The organism is Streptomyces flavotricini, assembly GCF_020639365.1.
Classification (GTDB): Bacteria; Actinomycetota; Actinomycetes; order Streptomycetales; family Streptomycetaceae; genus Streptomyces; species Streptomyces flavotricini.
The window spans coordinates 2,454,229-2,469,542 of record NZ_JAINUL010000001.1; the positions used below are offsets into that span (position 1 = coordinate 2,454,229).

A 15,314-nucleotide genomic window follows, 5' to 3' on the forward strand; every position below is an offset into this window, starting at 1 on the left:
CCCCGGCCGCGGCCGCGGCTGCGGCTCCGGCTCCGGCTCCGGCTCCGGCCGCGACATCCCGGCCGGCCTTCGGGCCCGCCCCGGCCGTGACGGCGGCGGTCGGGTGCAGGGCGAAGGCGGTGCCGAAGACGGCGACGAGGGCGGCGGCCCCGCCGAGGGCGATCGCGGGGTGCGCGACGAGCGCGGCGAGTCCGACGAGGGCCGGTCCGAAGACGAAGGAGACCTCGTCCAGGGTGCCTTCGAGCGAGTGGACGGCTCCCACCACCCCCTCACCGGCCCCGGCCCGGTGGGCGAGGGCCACGGAGCGGGTCCGGGCGAGCGGTCCGATCAGTGGTACGGAGGCCCCGGTGACGGCGCCGACCGCGGCGAGCGGGACGGTCGCGAGGCCACCGAGGGCCCCCGCGACCAGGGCGCCCGTGGCGACCGCGTTGACGGCGGCGGCGGCCAGCACCACGGGCCGCTGCCCGTACCGGTCGGCGACCCGGCCCAGGACGGCCCCGAAGACCACCTGCCCGGCGGAGAGGGTGCCGCCGACGATGCCGGCGGTGGCGAGCGAGCCGGTGGTCTCGGCGACCAGCAGCACGCTCCCGAACTGGGACATCGCGACGGGCAGTCGCGCGAGGAAGGAGAGGAGTGGGAGGAGGGGCCCGGTCAGGGCGATGACTCTTCGATAGGTGTTGACGGTTCCGGCCACTTGATCAACGCTAACTCGATGCATCCGATCGGGCGCATTGGGTCATGACACGGAATCCGGGAAGGCCAAAGGTGGGTACGTACGTTCTCTTGGCTTCTCGCCTCCCCGCAAGGAGGGGATTCCCACCCTCGCGGGTGGGTGTTCCCGCTTCACCACGGACCGCCCCGAACGAGAGAAGGACTCCCGATGGGGTCTCACATCCGCTCCACAGGCAGCGGCCGCCCGCCCGGCGGTCAGAAGGTTTACAGCAGCGTTGCCCTCGCGGTCGTGGACCGCCCCGCAGGCTTCGCACGTCCACTCACGGACGCCGGAGGGCATCGCCCCGGCGAGCGCACCGCAGGCGGACCACAGGCGCGTACCGGGGAACCACCGGTCGACGGTGATCAGTTCACGGCCGTACCGCGCCGCCACGATCCGGGCGTGGATCCCGGCCGCTCGCGTGCGGGCCTCGGCCCGGTTGCGGCTGCCCTTCTCCTTCCGGCCCAGCGCGCGCTGCGCGCGGGCCGGTCGTTCCCGGTCCCGGCGCTCGTACCGCGGATTCCCCACCTTCTCGCCGGTGGAGACGGTCGCCAGGACCGTGGGGGGTTCCACGCCCTGTGGGAGCGGGCGGGACCAGACGGTGTCCCGTGGTTGCGCCGTCTTCGCCAGGGTGAGCCGGACGGCGGAGCAGCGGAAGGCGCTGCGGCCGTACTCGGCCGAGGCGCGGGACCTCCGCTTCGACGTGAACCGCGGGTACTGCACCCGCTTCCTCCAGAACGCCACGAACGCGCTCTGAACATGCCGCCACGCCTGCTGCAGCGGTACGGAGGACGCCTCGGCACGGGCAGCGAGCGCAAGGTCGTGGACCTTGCGCACACACCCGAACGTCCGCAACGGCTGCGCCGCCCGCGCACTGGTCGGATGGAAACGGGATTCGAACGCCCGCTTCACGGAAACCGTCCCCACGGGGGGGACGCCAGGGCGGGTCAGGACGCGCACACAAGCACAGGCCACAGCACCACGGGTTGCCGCGCAAGGAGGTAGAAGTGAGCCAGCCGTACCCGCGCACCGAGCTCTCCCCGTCCGTTCCGACGTCGACCTACCGCCTCCAACTGCGACCGGAGTTCCCCTTCGCCGCGGCCGAGGCGGCCCTGCCGTACCTCGCCTCCCTCGGGGTGTCCCACCTGCACCTCTCACCGGTGCTGGAGGCGGTCCCCGGCTCGGCGCACGGATACGACGTCACCGACCACACCCGGGTCCGGGCCGAGCTCGGCGGCGAGCCCGGGCTGCGGGCTCTGGCCGCGGCCGCCCGGGGACACGGACTCGGCCTGGTGCTGGACATCGTCCCGAACCACATGGCGGTGCCGTCCCCGCTGCGGCTGAACGGGCCCCTGTGGGAGGTGCTGCGGGAGGGGCCCGGCTCCCCGTACGCGCGGTGGTTCGACATCGACTGGGAGGCGGGCGGCGGCCAGGTGCTGCTGCCGGTGCTCCCGGGGCCGCCCGAGCCGGACGCGTTCACGATCGACCGGGACCGCGGCGTGCTGCGCCACGGGGAGCTGGAGTTCCCGCTGCGGGAGGGGACCGCGGAGCTGGCTCCGGCCGAGCTGCTGGCCGCGCAGTGGTACCGGCCCGCCTGGTGGCGGGCGGCCCGGACCCAGCTCAACTACCGGCGCTTCTTCACCATTTCGGAACTCATCGGGGTCCGGGTGGAGGACCCGGAGGTGTTCGCGGCCACGCACGCGAAGGTGCTGGAGCTGGTGCGCGACGGGGTGGCCGAGGGACTGCGGATCGACCACGTGGACGGGCTGGCGGACCCGGAGGGTTACCTGCGGAGGCTGCGCGCGGCCGTGGGCGGGGGCTGCTGGGTGGTGGTGGAGAAGATCCTGGCCCGCCACGAACGGCTGCCTCCCGGCTGGCCGGTGGCGGGCACCACCGGGTACGACGCCCTGCACCGCGTGGACGGGGTGTTCACCGACCCGGACGGCGCCGCGGAACTGGCCCGCCGGTACGCGGAGTCCACCGGGAGCCCGGACTGGGAGCAGACGGCCCGGGCCTGCGCGCGGGAGGTCCTGACCGGCGACCTGGCGGCCGAGCTGGCGGCGCTGGAGCGGATGGCCGGGCCGGAACTGGCGGCAGGTGTACGTGAGTTGCTGATCGCGTATCCGGTCTACCGGCCGTACCCCGGTCAGCCGGACCTCGACCGGCGGGCCCTGGCGGCGGCCGCCGCGCCGGCCGGTCCCGGCGCGGTGGCCGGCGTACGGGACCTCGTACTGGGCGATCCGGCCTTCGCGGCCCGCTTCGCCCAGACCTCGGCGGCGCTGCGGGCCAAGTCGCTGGAGGACCGCGCCTTCTACCGCCACGCCCCGCTGCTGTCGGCCACGGAGGTCGGCGGGGATCCGGGGCGGCCGGCGCTCCCGCCCGCCGAGTTCCACGCGTACTGCGCCGAGCTCGACCGGGACTGGCCCGGCTCCGGGACGGTGCTGTCCACGCACGACACCAAGCGCAGCGCGGACGTCCGGGCCCGGATCTCCGCCCTCTCCCAGGCTCCCGAGGCGATGGGCCGGCCAGCCGGGCCCGATCCCCAGCTGGCCTGGGTGGCCCGCCAGACCTCGCTCGGCCTCGGGGAGGTCCCCGAGCGCGCCGAGCGCCTGCGGGAAGCACTCCTGAAGGCCGTCCGCGAGGCCGCCCTGCACACGAGCTGGACCGACCAGGACCCGGCGTACGAGGCCACCGTCGCGGACCACGCGCCGGACGACCCGGAGCTGCCCGCAGCTCTGGCCGAGGCGGCCCGGGCGAACCTGCTCGGCATGGCGCTGCTGCACCTGGCGATGCCCGGGGTCCCGGAGGTCTACCAGGGCGCCGAGACGGAGTACCGGGCCCTGGTGGACCCGGACAACCGGCGCCCGGTCCTGTTCCCGCACGAGGCCCTGGCCCGGCTCGACGCGGGGGCGCCGCCGCGGGGTCAGGCGGAGGAGAAGCTGGCGCTGACGGCCGCGCTGCTGCGGCTGCGGCGGGACCGGCCCGGGCTGTTCACCGGGTACGCCCCGCTGCCGGCCCGGGGCCGGGCGGCGGAGCACTGCCTGGCCTTCGCCCGCCCGGCCGGGCTCGTCGCGGCGGCCACCCGGCTCTCGCACCGGCTCGCCGGAGCCGGGGGCTGGCGGGACACCGTCCTGCCCCTGCCGCCGGGGCGGTGGACGGCGCTGCTGGACCGGGGGACCCCGCAGGCGTACGAGGGCCGGGTCCGGCTCGCGGAGCTGCTCTCGGCACGGCCGGTCGCCCTCCTGCTGCGCGAGGACGGGGGCGGCTGAGGCGGGTCCGCCGGATCACGCGGGAGACGGCCACGGCAAGGCGTTGGCCAGGGGTTTCCGGGAAGTGTGGGGCGCGCGGAGCAGTAGGGGACGTGCGCGGCGGGCATTGCATGAGACGTGACCCTCCTCCGTGACATCCGCTACCCCACACCATCCGAACTCGCCCTGGCCGCCCGCGCGCTGGCCGACGCGCACCCCGGCCCGGTCCGGCTCCGCCAGGCCGGCACCTCCCGGGCCGGCCGGCCCCTGTGGCTGCTCTCCGTCGGGCCGAGCGGCCGCCCGCGGGGCGCGGGCGTGCTCGTCGTCGCCGGGGCCCACGCCAACGAGCCCGTCGGCGGGGCCACGGCGCTCGCCCTCGCCCGGCGCGTCCTCCACGACCCGGTGTTCCGCGCCGGCCGCGGCTGGCACTTCCTGCTCTGCGCCGATCCCGACGGGGCGGCCCTGCACCGCACGCCCCGCCCCCGCTCCCTGCTCGACTACCACCGGAACTTCTTCCGTCCCCCCGGCCCGGAACAGCCCGAGTGGGCTCCGTCTTTACTGCCCCCGGACCGGCTGCCGCCCGAGACCCGGGCCCTGACCGCGCTCATCGACGAACTCCGCCCCGTCCTGCAGGTCTCCCTGCACGGGACCGACCTCGGCGGCTCCTGGGTCCAGCTCACCCGGGACATACCGGGCCTGGCCGAACCGTTCGCCAAATCGGCCGCCGAGCTGCGGATCCCGGTGGAGACCGGGGCCTCGGACGCGGCCGGCTGGCCCTCCCCCGGGCCCGGGATCTTCGTGATGCCGCAGCCGGGGGCCGACCCGGGCGGGGCGTTCCACCCGGAGGACACCCGGCTCAGCACCTGGTACCACGCCCACCGGTACGCCGGCACCACGGCCATCGTCGAAGTCCCCATGTGGGCCTCGGACCTGGTGGACGACCCGGCCCCGCACCCGGACCCGCGCGGCGCCCTGCGGGTCCTGGCGGCGCGGCTCACCGCCGACGCCGCGCTGGTGGCCCGCGTACGGGACCGGGTGGCGGTGGCGCCGGAGCCGGGCGCGGACCCCGCGGCGGGTCCAGCGCCGGGTGTCGGCGGGCACCCGCCCCCCGGCGCGGACGGCGATGCGGCCGCCGATGCGGCCGCCCTGCTGCGCGCCGTCGACTGGACGCTCGCCCTGATCCCCCGGATCACCGTGGAGTGGACCGGCGCCGGGGCCCCCTCCGAGGCCACGGCGGCCTCCATCGGCAGCATCGACGCCTTCGGGCGGCGGCTGTCGCTGCGCGCCGCCGCGATGCTGCTGCGGGTGCTCCGCGCCCAGGGACACCCGGCTGCCCCGGGACTGGACCGGCTCGTCACCGGCTGGTGCGAGGAGTTCGCCTCCCGGTTCCGGGCGCGCCCGATCCCGGTGGCCGCGCAGGTCGAGCACCAGACCCGTACGGTCCTGGCGGCGTACGAGCGCCTCCTCGCGGAGGGGCTCGACGGGGCCGGCGGACCCGGCCGGCCGGCCGAACCCGGCGGGACGGTCAATGCGTAGCGCCCGCCGCGGCCCTCCCGGGCCGCGGCGGCACGGGCAGGGTGTAGCGGCGCTTGGGCGCGCCGGTGGCCCCGAGCCGGTCGTAGAAGCGGATCGCGCCCTCGTTCCACTCCGGGGTCTGCCACTGGACCTGGTCGAGGCCGAGCCCGCGGGCGAGGTCCGCCACCCCCTCCATCAGGGCGGCGCCGAGGCCGTGTCCGCGGGCCTCCTCGGCGAGGTAGAGGCAGTCCATGTGGAGGTAGTGGCGGGCGTCCCAGAAGGCGAACTCGGCGGAGCAGGCGGCGTATCCGGCGACCGATCCGTCCGGGGTCTCGGCCAGCAGCACCCACAGCCGGGAGCCGTCCGCGAACAGCTGCGGCCCGAGCCGGCCTGCGAGGTCCGGGGACCGGGGCGCGGACTTCTCGTACGCGACGTGCTCGTGGACGAGCTCGACGAGGCGGGGCAGGTCCTCGGGGCGCGCGGGGCGCACGACGGGCCGGTGTTCTTTGGGTTCTTCGGCTTCCATGGGCACCATCTTCGGTCCCGGCCCGAACCGCCGGACACCCGCTAGCTGGACGAGAGCCGGAAGTTCATCCGTCCGAAACCGATCTGGTCCCCGTCGCGGACCGCCACCGAGCCGGTCACGCGGCGGCCGTTGACCGTGGTGCCGTTGGAGGAGCCGAGGTCCGTGAGCACCCACACCCCGTCGCGGATCCCGAGCTCGGCGTGCACCCGGGAGACCGTCTCGTCGGTGAGCCGCAGCCCGTTCCCGGGATCGCGGCCGATCCTCAGGGCCCGCGCGCTCGGGTGCGGGAGCAGCAGCTTGGGCAGCCGCTCGGCGTTCCAGGCCCGCCGGACCCCGGCGGACACGGCCGAGGCCCGGCCCACCCAGGCGAAGACGCGACGGGTCCACGGGCCTTCGCCGCCCCCTCGACCGACGAGGTCGGCGGTGAGGACCGCGAGGTCCTCGGAACGGCGGGCGACGAGGGCGAGTTCCATACGGCGCAGGAACGTGTCGTGGGACAGCTTCCCGAGGGCCGCACCCTCGCGGAGCTGCTCCAGCGCCCGGTCGCGCTCCGCGTCGGACAGGCGCGGTACCGGGAAGGCGGGGAACTCGAAACTCGACGTCACAGGGTGATTGTCGGCCCGTCAGGGCCGGAGTGTCCAGAACTCCTCCGGCCGTCCGCGCCATGATGGTCCCGGCACACGTTCCGGGTACCGCCACAGACGAGGGGAACCGTCCGTGCAGTTCGAGGTGTGGGCACCGCTGACAGACCGGGTCGCGCTGCGGCTCCGCGAGGCGACGTACGAAATGGCACGCGATCCGGACCGGGCCGGGTGGTGGACCGCCGAGGCCGGGGCCGCCGACGGGGACCGGTACGGATTCCTGCTGGGCGTGGCGCCCGGGGAGGAGCCGGTACGGCCGGACCCGCGCGGGCGGCGGCTGCCGGACGGGCCCGACGGCCTCTCGGCGGTGGTGGATCTCGAGCCGCTCACCCCGCGGGCGCCGGCGCCCGGGACCCGGCTCCAGGACGCGGTCCTGTACGAGCTGCACATCGGCACCTTCACACCCGAGGGCACCTTCGACGCGGCCGCCGCCCGCCTCGGCCACCTCACCGCGCTCGGGATCACGCACGTGGAGCTGATGCCGGTCTGCCCCTTCCCCGGCCGGCACGGCTGGGGGTACGACGGGGTCGCGCCGTGGGCGGTGCACGAGCCGTACGGCGGCCCGGCCGGGCTGGCCCGGTTCGTGGACGCGGCCCACACGGCCGGGCTCGGGGTGGTGCTGGACGTGGTCCACAACCACCTGGGCCCCTCCGGCAACCACCTCCCGGCCTTCGGCCCGTACTTCACGGACACCCACCACACCCCGTGGGGCGCGGCGGTCAACCTGGACGCGGCGGGCTCCGACGAGGTGCGCGCCTACCTGCTGGGCAGCGCCCTCGCCTGGCTGCGGGACTACCGGATCGACGGGCTGCGGCTGGACGCCGTGCACGCGCTCGCCGACGGGCGGGCGCTGACCTTCCTGGAGGAGCTGTCGGCGGCCGTGGACGAGCTGGCCGCCGAGACGGGCCGCCCGCTGTTCCTGATCGCCGAGTCCGACCGGTGCGATCCGCGCACCACGACCCCGCGCGGGGCCGGGGGGCTGGGCCTGCACGCACAGTGGAACGACGACTTCCACCACGCCCTGCACTGTGCGCTGACCGGCGAGTCCCAGGCGTACTACGCGGATTTCGCGGACGCGCCGCTCGCCGCCCTGGCCAAGACCATGACCAGGGCGTTCTTCCACGACGGGACCTGGTCCTCGTTCCGGGGCCGCAGCCACGGCCGCCCGGTGGACCGGCGCCGGACCTCCGCGCACCGCTTCCTCGGCTACACGCAGACCCACGACCAGATCGGCAACCGGGCCCTCGGCGACCGGCTCGCGGCCTCGCTCTCCCCCGGGCTGCTGGCCTGCGGCGCGGCGCTGGCGCTGACCGGGCCGTTCGTTCCGATGCTGTTCATGGGCGAGGAGTGGGCCGCGGGCACGCCGTGGCAGTACTTCACCGACCATCCGGATCCGGAGCTCGCCGAGGCCGTACGCAGCGGCCGGCGCCGGGAGTTCGCGGCGCACGGCTGGAAGGCCGAGGAGATCCCGGACCCGCAGGACCCGGCCACCCGTGACCGGTCCTGCCTGGACTGGGCGGAGCCGGACAGTGCCCCGCACGACCGGCTGCTGGCCTGGTACCGGACCCTGATCGCCCTCCGGCGCACCCACCCCGACCTGCGCGATCCGGACCTGGCGGCGGTGCGCGTGGCGTACGACGAGGAGCGCCGCTGGGTCACCTTCCGGCGGGGCGACGTGCGGGTGGCGGTGAACCTGTCCCCCGAGCCGGTGACGATCGCCCTGGGCCGCAACGGGGTCCGGGTCCTGGCGGCCTGGGACCCGGTCGAGCACCCGGGACCGGACGGCCGCGTACACGTCCCCGCGGAGTCGGCGGTCCTGCTGGGGCCGTAGCTTTCCTGATGGAGCAGACACGGGAAGAACACAACGGGCCGGCGCCGGCGGCCGTTTACGCCGCATGGGGATCGTCTGCAAGAACGTACGGCGGCCCGATCCCCGGCTGGCGGTCCTGATCCGGCAGGCGCCGGGCGGTGCCCGCACGGTCGTCAACGTCGGTGCGGGGACCGGGTCCTACGAGCCGCAGGACGCCGAGGTCAGGGCCGTCGACCCCTCCCTACGGCTACCGCCTCGTCGTCGCCGGGCAGTCGTGACGGACCAGGCGCTCACTCCACGACGGCCAGCTCGCGCGGGGCGTTGTTGAGGCTGCGGCCGCCGTCCTCGGTGACCGTCACGATGTCCTCGATGCGCACCCCGAAGCGGCCGGGCAGGTAGATGCCCGGCTCCACGGAGAAGCACATCCCGGGGACCAGGTGCCGCTCCTCGCCCTCGACCATGTACGGGGGCTCGTGGGTGGTCACGCCGATGCCGTGGCCCGTGCGGTGGATGAACCGGTCGCCGTAGCCGAACTCGGTGATCACCGCGCGGGCCGCCCGGTCCACGTCCTGGCAGGCGATGCCCGGGCGGACGGCCGCGGAGGCGGCCCGCTGGGCCTCGCGGACGATGTCGTGGACGCGCTGCTCCTCGGCGCTCGGCTCGCCGACGTGCACGGTGCGCGAGATGTCGGAGCCGTAGCCGTGCTTGAGCCCGCCGAAGTCGAGGACCACCATGTCGCCGCGCTCGATGGTCCGCCCGTCGGCCTCGTGATGCGGGTCGGCCCCGTTGGGGCCGGAGCCGACGACCGTGAAGTCCACCTGGGAATGGCCGTGTTCGCGCAGCAGGGCGGCCAGGTCGGCGGCGATGTCGGTCTCCCGGCGGCCCGCGAACCGGACCTCCAGGATCCGCGCGTACGCGGCGTCGGCGGCCGCGGCGGCCGCCGCGAGCCGCTCCAGCTCCCGTTCGTCCTTGACCGCGCGGAGCATCGGCAGGACGTCGGTGAGCGGGGCGTACGAGGTGGCCGGCAGCTCCCGCTGCAGGCCCAGCAGGTGCAGGGCCCAGGTGTTGTCGCTGACCCCGAACCGGCCGCCGACGTCGAGGAGCGGCGCGGTGACCCCGTACGGGTTCTTCCCGTCGGCCCAGTCGCGCAGGGTCAGCGCGGGGGCCCCGGGGGCCTTGGCCGCGTCGGGGGCCTCCAGGGCGGGCACGACCAGTACGGGCTCCTGCCCGGCGGCGAGCACGAGCAGGGTCAGCCGCTCGGTGTCGACCGGACGGTAGCCGGTGAGGTGGGCGAGGTCGGGCCCGGGGGCGATGAGCAGTCCCGCGAGGCCCGCGTCGGCGGCGCTCTGCGCGGCGGCGGCCATCCGGGCCGCGTAGTCGGCGTGCGTGAAGGGATCGGGTTCGCGGTCGGGGTCGAGGTCGCGTTCGAAGTCCATGGTGCGATCCTCCCGCCGCCCCGGGGCGAGCGCGAGCGGTTACCGGGAGCAGCCGGGCCGTGGTGCCGAAGGTACCGAGGAGGTGCGGGTCCACGGCGCCGGCCCGCCACCGCTGCGGGACGGGCCGGAAAACCGCGGTCGGGCGCGCCCTCGGCGTGGCCGGGCGGTGGCGGGGTGCGGGCTCCCTATCGTGGCGGGGTGAGCATCCCCAGTGGCCGGCCCGCAGGCCGCAGCAAGCCACAGCGCGTGCGCCGGACCGACTCCGCCGGGGCCGTCTACGGCTCCCTCCTCGCCACCTCCGTGGTGGCCACCGCCGGCACGTCCGGCGAGTATCCACGGCTCCAGCTCGTGGTTCTCCTGATCGTCACGGGGCTGGTGTTCTGGGCCACGCACGTATACGCCCAGCTGGCAGGGGAGCGGCTGGTCGGCGAACCGTGGAGCCGGCACGAGATCCGCCGCGTCGCCCTGCACGAGTGGCCCATCGTCGAGGCCGCCGCCCTGCCCGCGGCCGCCGTCGCCCTCAGCGGCGTCCTCGGGCTGGACTACGCGGCGACGGCGTGGCTCGCCATGGGCGTGGCGGTGTCCCAGCAGGTCGTCTGGGCGTGCCTCGGTGCCGCCCGCGCCGGTGCCACCCGAGGCCAGCTGGCCACCGAGGGGGTCGTCAACCTCGTCCTCGGGCTGGTCCTCGTGGCCACCAAGGCCGCACTGAAGCACTGACGCACTGATCAGCTCCGCTCACCGGACGTGCAGGAAAGGTCATCGGCTCCGAACCGGCGACGCCGGGCCCGCGGCGGCCGCCGCACACGCCACGGCCGGATAACGCGTGGCGGGACCGCCCTCCTGATCAGCTATGCTGTGCATGCACATCGAACGGGCGGTCCTCCGCCCTTCGTGGTGGGTGTAGCTCAGTTGGTAGAGCACCTGGTTGTGGTCCAGGTGGCCGCGGGTTCAAGTCCCGTCACTCACCCTGATCCCCTGGGGTACGAGGTCTCCTCGTACCCCGGGGGTTTTTCGCGTCCGGCTCCCGCCTACCCCCGCAGGAACGCCTCCACCGCCGCGGCGAAGGCGACCGGGGTCTCGTGCGGCGGGTAGTGCCCGGCGCCGGGCAAGGGGTGGACTCGGCAGTTGGGGTACGCCACCTGCCATGTGGCCCGCATCACGTCGGGGGTGAGGGCGAGGTCGTACTCCCCGACGAGGACGAGCACCGGAACGGTGCTGCCCTTCACGGCGGCGGACAGGTCCAGCGGCTGCCAGCTCTCGAGGTAGGCGGCGAAGGCCTCCGGGCGGGAGACGTCGAGTGAGTGCCCGATCATCCGGTCCAGCCAGTGGCGGCTCGCGCGGTGGCCGGTGACGAGGTCGAGGATGGTCCGCCGGTTCTCGGCGCTGCCCGCGGCGCCGTGGAAGAGGGCGTGGGTCGCGTCGTCCATCTCGTACGGGCCGGCGGGGACCGGGTTGATCCCGATCAGCTTCTCGATCCGCTCGGGGGCCCGGACCAGGACCTGCTGCATGGCCTTGCCGCCCATGGAATGGCCCATGAGGGAGAAGGTGTCCCAGCCGATCTCGTCGGCGAGCGCGAGGACGTCCTCGGCGATCTCGGGGACGGAGTAGCGGCCGGCGACGTCCCTGCGGTCGCCGTAGCCTCGGTAGTCGAGGAACACGTACGAGAACCCCTCGGGGTCCAAGCAGTCCAGTGCGGAGCCCCAGTTGGCGGAGGTGCCGAACCAGTCGTGCAGCACGATGACGCGGACGGGGCCGGTACCGGTCCTGCGGTGGGCGATGGCCATGCGTTCTCCCTCGGTGGCGGGGGTGGCGGAGCCGGACGCCGTACGTTCTGCCCAACCGCCCCGCCGTCACACCGCCCGCTGCCCCGCGCGTGACGCATCCGACGCCCGCGAAGTCAACGCAAGTGTTGACTTCGCGGGCGGGCGCGCAAGCCGGGGCGGTCACCCCTGGGGGTGATGTCAGACGGTCTTGATCGCCGGGTCCGAGATGCCCGGGGCGCCGGTTTCCACGTGGCCCGCGAAGCGGCGGAGGAAGGTGGTGTCCGCGCCGGAGGTGACCTTCACGTCGTACCACCGGCCCGTCGTGGACAGGTCCGCCGTGTACGTGGCCGTGCCGCCCGCCGCGACCCGCACGGTCTGGGTCGCGCCGCCGTAGGCGTTGGTCACCGTGAGGTCGACCGCCGCCGAACCGGAGTTGGCCAGCGTCAGCTTCAGGTTGCCGGTCGCCGCGTCGTGGCGGGCCGTGACCTCCGGGCCGGTCTTCTTGGCCGGGCCCTTCCAGGTGCGCAGGAACCCGTTCGGGCCCCAGACCGTCAGGTTGATCTGGTTACCGGTGGAGCTGCTGGTGCTCCAGGTGTCCGAGAGCGTCTTGCCCGCCTCGACGGTGTAGGGCCAGGGGCCGTCCGTCCGGTTGCCCGAGGTGCTGTGGAAGTGCGCGCCGAGGGCGGGGCCGGAGGAGAAGGTCAGCGTGAACTGCCCCGTGGAGGGGCTGGCCTTGCCGTCCGCGTAGGGGGCGTAGCCCAGCGCGCGCGTCGGCTTCGCTCCCGCCTCCTGCTTGGGCAGGGTGCCCGTCGTCGGCGGGACCGGGTGGTAGGAGGGGTGGGCGTTGTGGTCCGGCGGGACGTAGCCGGCCGTGGAGGGCAGGGCCGCCGGCGTCGCGTCGGCCTTCGTGAAGTCGAACGCCGAGGTCAGGTCACCGCACACCGCACGGCGCCACGGCGAGATGTTGGGCTCCTGCACACCGAAGCGCTTCTCCATGAACCGGATCACCGAGGTGTGGTCGAAGGTCTCGGAGCAGACGTAGCCGCCCTTGCTCCACGGGGAGACAACGATCATCGGGACGCGCGGGCCGAGGCCGTACGGGCCGGCCGCGTAGCCGCCGCCCCCGGCGTACAGGTCCCGGGTGACGTCGGCCGTGGACAGGCCCCACGCGGCGGAGGCCGGCGGGTACGGCGGGACGACGTGGTCGAAGAACCCGTCGTTCTCGTCGTAGGTGATGAAGAACGCCGTCTTCGCCCACACCGCCGGGTTGGCGGTCAGCGCGTCCAGGACCTGCGAGATGTACCAGGCGCCGAAGTTGGCCGGCCAGTTCGGGTGCTCGCTGAAGGCCTCGGGGGCGGCTATCCAGGAGACCTGGGGCAGCGTGCCGTTCACGACGTCGGCGCGGAGCCTGTCGAAGTAGCCCTCGCCCGCCTTGGCGTTGGTGCCCGTACGGGCCTTCTCGTACAGGGCGCTGCCCGGCGCCGCGTTGCGGTAGCTGTTGAAGTACAGCAGCGAGTTGTCGCCGTAGTTCCCGCGGAAGGCGTCGGTGATCCAGCCCCACCCGCCGGCCGCGTTCAGACCGTCGCCGATGTCCTGGTAGATCTTCCAGGAGACCCCGGCCGCCTCCAGGCGCTCCGGGTAGGTCTTCCAGCCGTAGCCGGCCTCCTGGTTGCCGAGGACCGGGCCGCCTCCGGTGCCGTCGTTGCCCGTGTGCCCCGTCCACATGTAGTAGCGGTTCGGGTCGGTCGCGCCGATGAACGAGCAGTGGTAGGCGTCGCAGACCGTGAAGGCGTCGGCGAGCGCGTAGTGGAACGGGATGTCGTTCCGCGTCATGTACGCCATGGTCGTGGCCGTCTTGGCCGGAACCCACTTGTCGTACTTGCCGTTGTTGTACGCGGCGTGGCCGCCGGCCCAGTCGTGGTTGAGGCCCTCGACGAACTGCATGCCCAGGTTGGTGACCTGGGGGTTGAAGGGGAGGACGTCCTTCGTCCCGCTGGACTGGTAGAAGACGGACTTCCCGTTGTCCTGGAGGACGGGGCGCGGGTCGCCGAAGCCCCGTACGCCCTTCATCGATCCGAAGTACTGGTCGAAGGACCGGTTCTCCTGCATGAGCACCACGATGTGCTCGATGTCCTGGATGGTGCCGGTGGCGCCCTGGGCCGGAATGGCGGCCGCGCGGGCGATGCTCTCGTTCAGCATCGCGGCCGCGGCGGTTCCGCCCGCGATCTGCAGGAACCTGCGGCGATTGAGTTCAGCCATGGGGTGACGACCTCTGCGGGTGAGGGGGATGTCGAGGGGCGCCCCAAGGAGAGCGGCCCCGGGGTACCGGACGGAGATCAGTTCGTGACACCGCGCGGTACAGCTGGAGAACGGAAAGACCTCCCGGACGCTCCGCGCATCTGCTGAAATGACCTCCCAAACACACTGCACGGGGGGTGCGGAGCAGATGGCGGGGACCGAGTTCGGGCATGCCCTGGGGCGGTCCCGCGCGCTTTCCGGCCTGCCGGCCGCTCCGCTGGTGGCACGGTACGGGGAACTCCTCGCCGCGCAACAGGCCCTGGGCTTAAGCCACTTAGGTGAGTTACTGGTTCCGGCCGGGGGGCGGCTGCGGGTGCTCGACGGGATCTTCGCGGTCGACGGTCCCGGGCGGCGCCGGCACATGGGCGCCGAAGCGCTGCGGGAGCTGCGGGAGCTGTCGGCCTCCCGCGGGCACGCCGGGGACGGGGCCGGCGCCTTACTGGACCGGCTGATCGGCGTCCAGGAGCGGGACCCGGCCGCACTGCGGCGGATCCTCCTCTACCAGCTGGTGCGGCTGCTGCACGACCATCCCCGGGGGGATCTGGCCGACACGGCCGCCGGGTTCGGGGTCGACCCCGACGAGGCGGCGGCCCTGGCGCACGCCGCCGCGGCGAGCCCCCGGCTCGACGCGGCCGGGCGGGCTGCCGCCGAGGGGCTGGAGGACGCGTGGCTGGCCGGGCGGGTGCGGGCCGCCGCCCGCGACGCCGCCGCGCTGCCGCGCGGACCGCGGCCGCCGGGGACCCGCTGCTGGCGGGCCGGCTGGCCGAGCTGGCCGGGCGGGTACGGGCCGCGGACGCCCTGCTGGACGAGGCCCGCGCGTACGAGGACCGGCAGGACCGGGCGCAGGCAGCGGCGGCGTACGGGCGGGCGGCCCGGCTGGCCTGGGACTGCCCGCGCGCGGTGCGGGGCCTGGTCCGCACCCACCGGCCGGCCGAGGGGGACCCTGGACCGCTGGAGGCCGTACCGGTACCGGGCGGGGTGGCCCTGCGCAGACCGCCCGGCGCCGACCCGGACGGGACCTGGCGGGTGGTCCGGCTGACCCGGCGCGAGCCGGTCACCACGCCGCTCCCGGAGGTTGCGGGGCCGCTCGGCTCCGGGCCGCTGACGGACGGCCGGGCCCCGCTCGGCCGCGAGGTGCGGTACGTGGCCCTCCCGGGCAACGGCGGCACCCCGCTGATCAGCGCCCCGCTGCTGGTGGCCCCCGAGGCGACGGGACTGCGCCTGGCCGACGGCCGCTCCCGTATCACGGCCTCCTGGCTCCGCCCGCCCGGCGCGACCGGGGTACGGGTGACGCTGACCGGCCCCGGGGGGCGCACGACGGACCTCGGCACCCCGGACGCGGCCGGCCCGGCGGGCGCGGGCGCC

Annotated in this window: 10 protein-coding genes, 1 tRNA gene and 2 pseudogenes; 6 read left to right on the forward strand and 7 right to left on the reverse strand. The window is 74.8% G+C overall.

Annotated features, from left to right (window positions below):
* Positions 1 to 694 (reverse strand): annotated as a pseudogene (locus tag K7B10_RS11075) (MFS transporter); the annotation flags it as partial.
* Between the two features lie 42 nt (positions 695 to 736).
* Entirely contained in the window at positions 737 to 1,624 is an 888-nt protein-coding gene (locus K7B10_RS11080) for an RNA-guided endonuclease InsQ/TnpB family protein (protein ID WP_229335943.1), read from the reverse strand.
* 95 nt (positions 1,625 to 1,719) lie between these two features.
* Between K7B10_RS11080 and treY the strand changes: the two genes are divergently transcribed.
* Together treY and K7B10_RS11090 are read left to right on the forward strand one after the other, a co-directional pair.
* Positions 1,720 to 3,981 carry a malto-oligosyltrehalose synthase gene (gene treY / locus K7B10_RS11085; RefSeq protein WP_229335944.1) on the forward strand — a complete coding sequence of 754 codons (2,262 nt, stop codon included), beginning with the start codon at positions 1,720 to 1,722 and terminating at the stop codon, positions 3,979 to 3,981.
* Positions 3,982 to 4,098: 117 nt separating this feature from the next.
* Entirely contained in the window at positions 4,099 to 5,496 is a 1,398-nt protein-coding gene (locus K7B10_RS11090; protein WP_229335945.1) for a M14 family zinc carboxypeptidase, read from the forward strand.
* On the opposite strand, the gene K7B10_RS11095 is transcribed toward K7B10_RS11090, so the two are convergent.
* On the reverse strand, positions 5,486 to 6,001 hold the full coding sequence (locus K7B10_RS11095) for a GNAT family N-acetyltransferase (protein ID WP_229335946.1): 516 nt from the start codon (positions 5,999 to 6,001) through the stop codon (positions 5,486 to 5,488). The two genes, K7B10_RS11090 and K7B10_RS11095, sit on opposite strands and share 11 nt — an antisense overlap.
* Positions 6,002 to 6,042: 41 nt before the next feature.
* On the reverse strand, positions 6,043 to 6,606 hold the full coding sequence (locus K7B10_RS11100) for a DUF1707 and FHA domain-containing protein (protein WP_229335947.1): 564 nt from the start codon (positions 6,604 to 6,606) through the stop codon (positions 6,043 to 6,045).
* A gap of 112 nt (positions 6,607 to 6,718) precedes the next feature.
* Here K7B10_RS11100 and treZ point away from each other — a divergent pair, with 112 nt between their 5' ends.
* Positions 6,719 to 8,473, forward strand: a complete 1,755-nt coding sequence (treZ, locus tag K7B10_RS11105; protein ID WP_229335948.1) for a malto-oligosyltrehalose trehalohydrolase — start codon at positions 6,719 to 6,721, stop codon at positions 8,471 to 8,473.
* Between the two features lie 269 nt (positions 8,474 to 8,742).
* On the opposite strand, the gene K7B10_RS11110 is transcribed toward treZ, so the two are convergent.
* Positions 8,743 to 9,888 (reverse strand): M24 family metallopeptidase, encoded by a 1,146-nt coding sequence (locus tag K7B10_RS11110; RefSeq protein ID WP_229335949.1) that lies wholly within the window; start codon positions 9,886 to 9,888, stop codon positions 8,743 to 8,745.
* A 198-nt stretch (positions 9,889 to 10,086) separates the two neighbouring features.
* On the opposite strand from K7B10_RS11110, the gene K7B10_RS11115 reads away from it, so the two are divergent.
* Positions 10,087 to 10,605 carry a hypothetical protein gene (locus K7B10_RS11115; protein WP_229335950.1) on the forward strand — a complete coding sequence of 173 codons (519 nt, stop codon included), beginning with the start codon at positions 10,087 to 10,089 and terminating at the stop codon, positions 10,603 to 10,605.
* A gap of 177 nt (positions 10,606 to 10,782) precedes the next feature.
* Positions 10,783 to 10,855, forward strand: a tRNA-His gene (locus K7B10_RS11120).
* Between the two features lie 61 nt (positions 10,856 to 10,916).
* On the opposite strand, the gene K7B10_RS11125 is transcribed toward K7B10_RS11120, so the two are convergent.
* Both K7B10_RS11125 and K7B10_RS11130 read right to left on the reverse strand, forming a co-directional pair.
* Complete coding sequence (locus K7B10_RS11125; protein WP_229335951.1) at positions 10,917 to 11,672, reverse strand: alpha/beta fold hydrolase; 756 nt, start codon at positions 11,670 to 11,672, stop codon at positions 10,917 to 10,919.
* Positions 11,673 to 11,849: 177 nt separating this feature from the next.
* On the reverse strand, positions 11,850 to 13,910 hold the full coding sequence (locus K7B10_RS11130) for a phosphocholine-specific phospholipase C (RefSeq protein WP_229335952.1): 2,061 nt from the start codon (positions 13,908 to 13,910) through the stop codon (positions 11,850 to 11,852).
* Between the two features lie 705 nt (positions 13,911 to 14,615).
* Between K7B10_RS11130 and K7B10_RS11135 the strand changes: the two are divergent.
* Positions 14,616 to 15,314: pseudogene (locus tag K7B10_RS11135) on the forward strand (hypothetical protein); the annotation flags it as partial.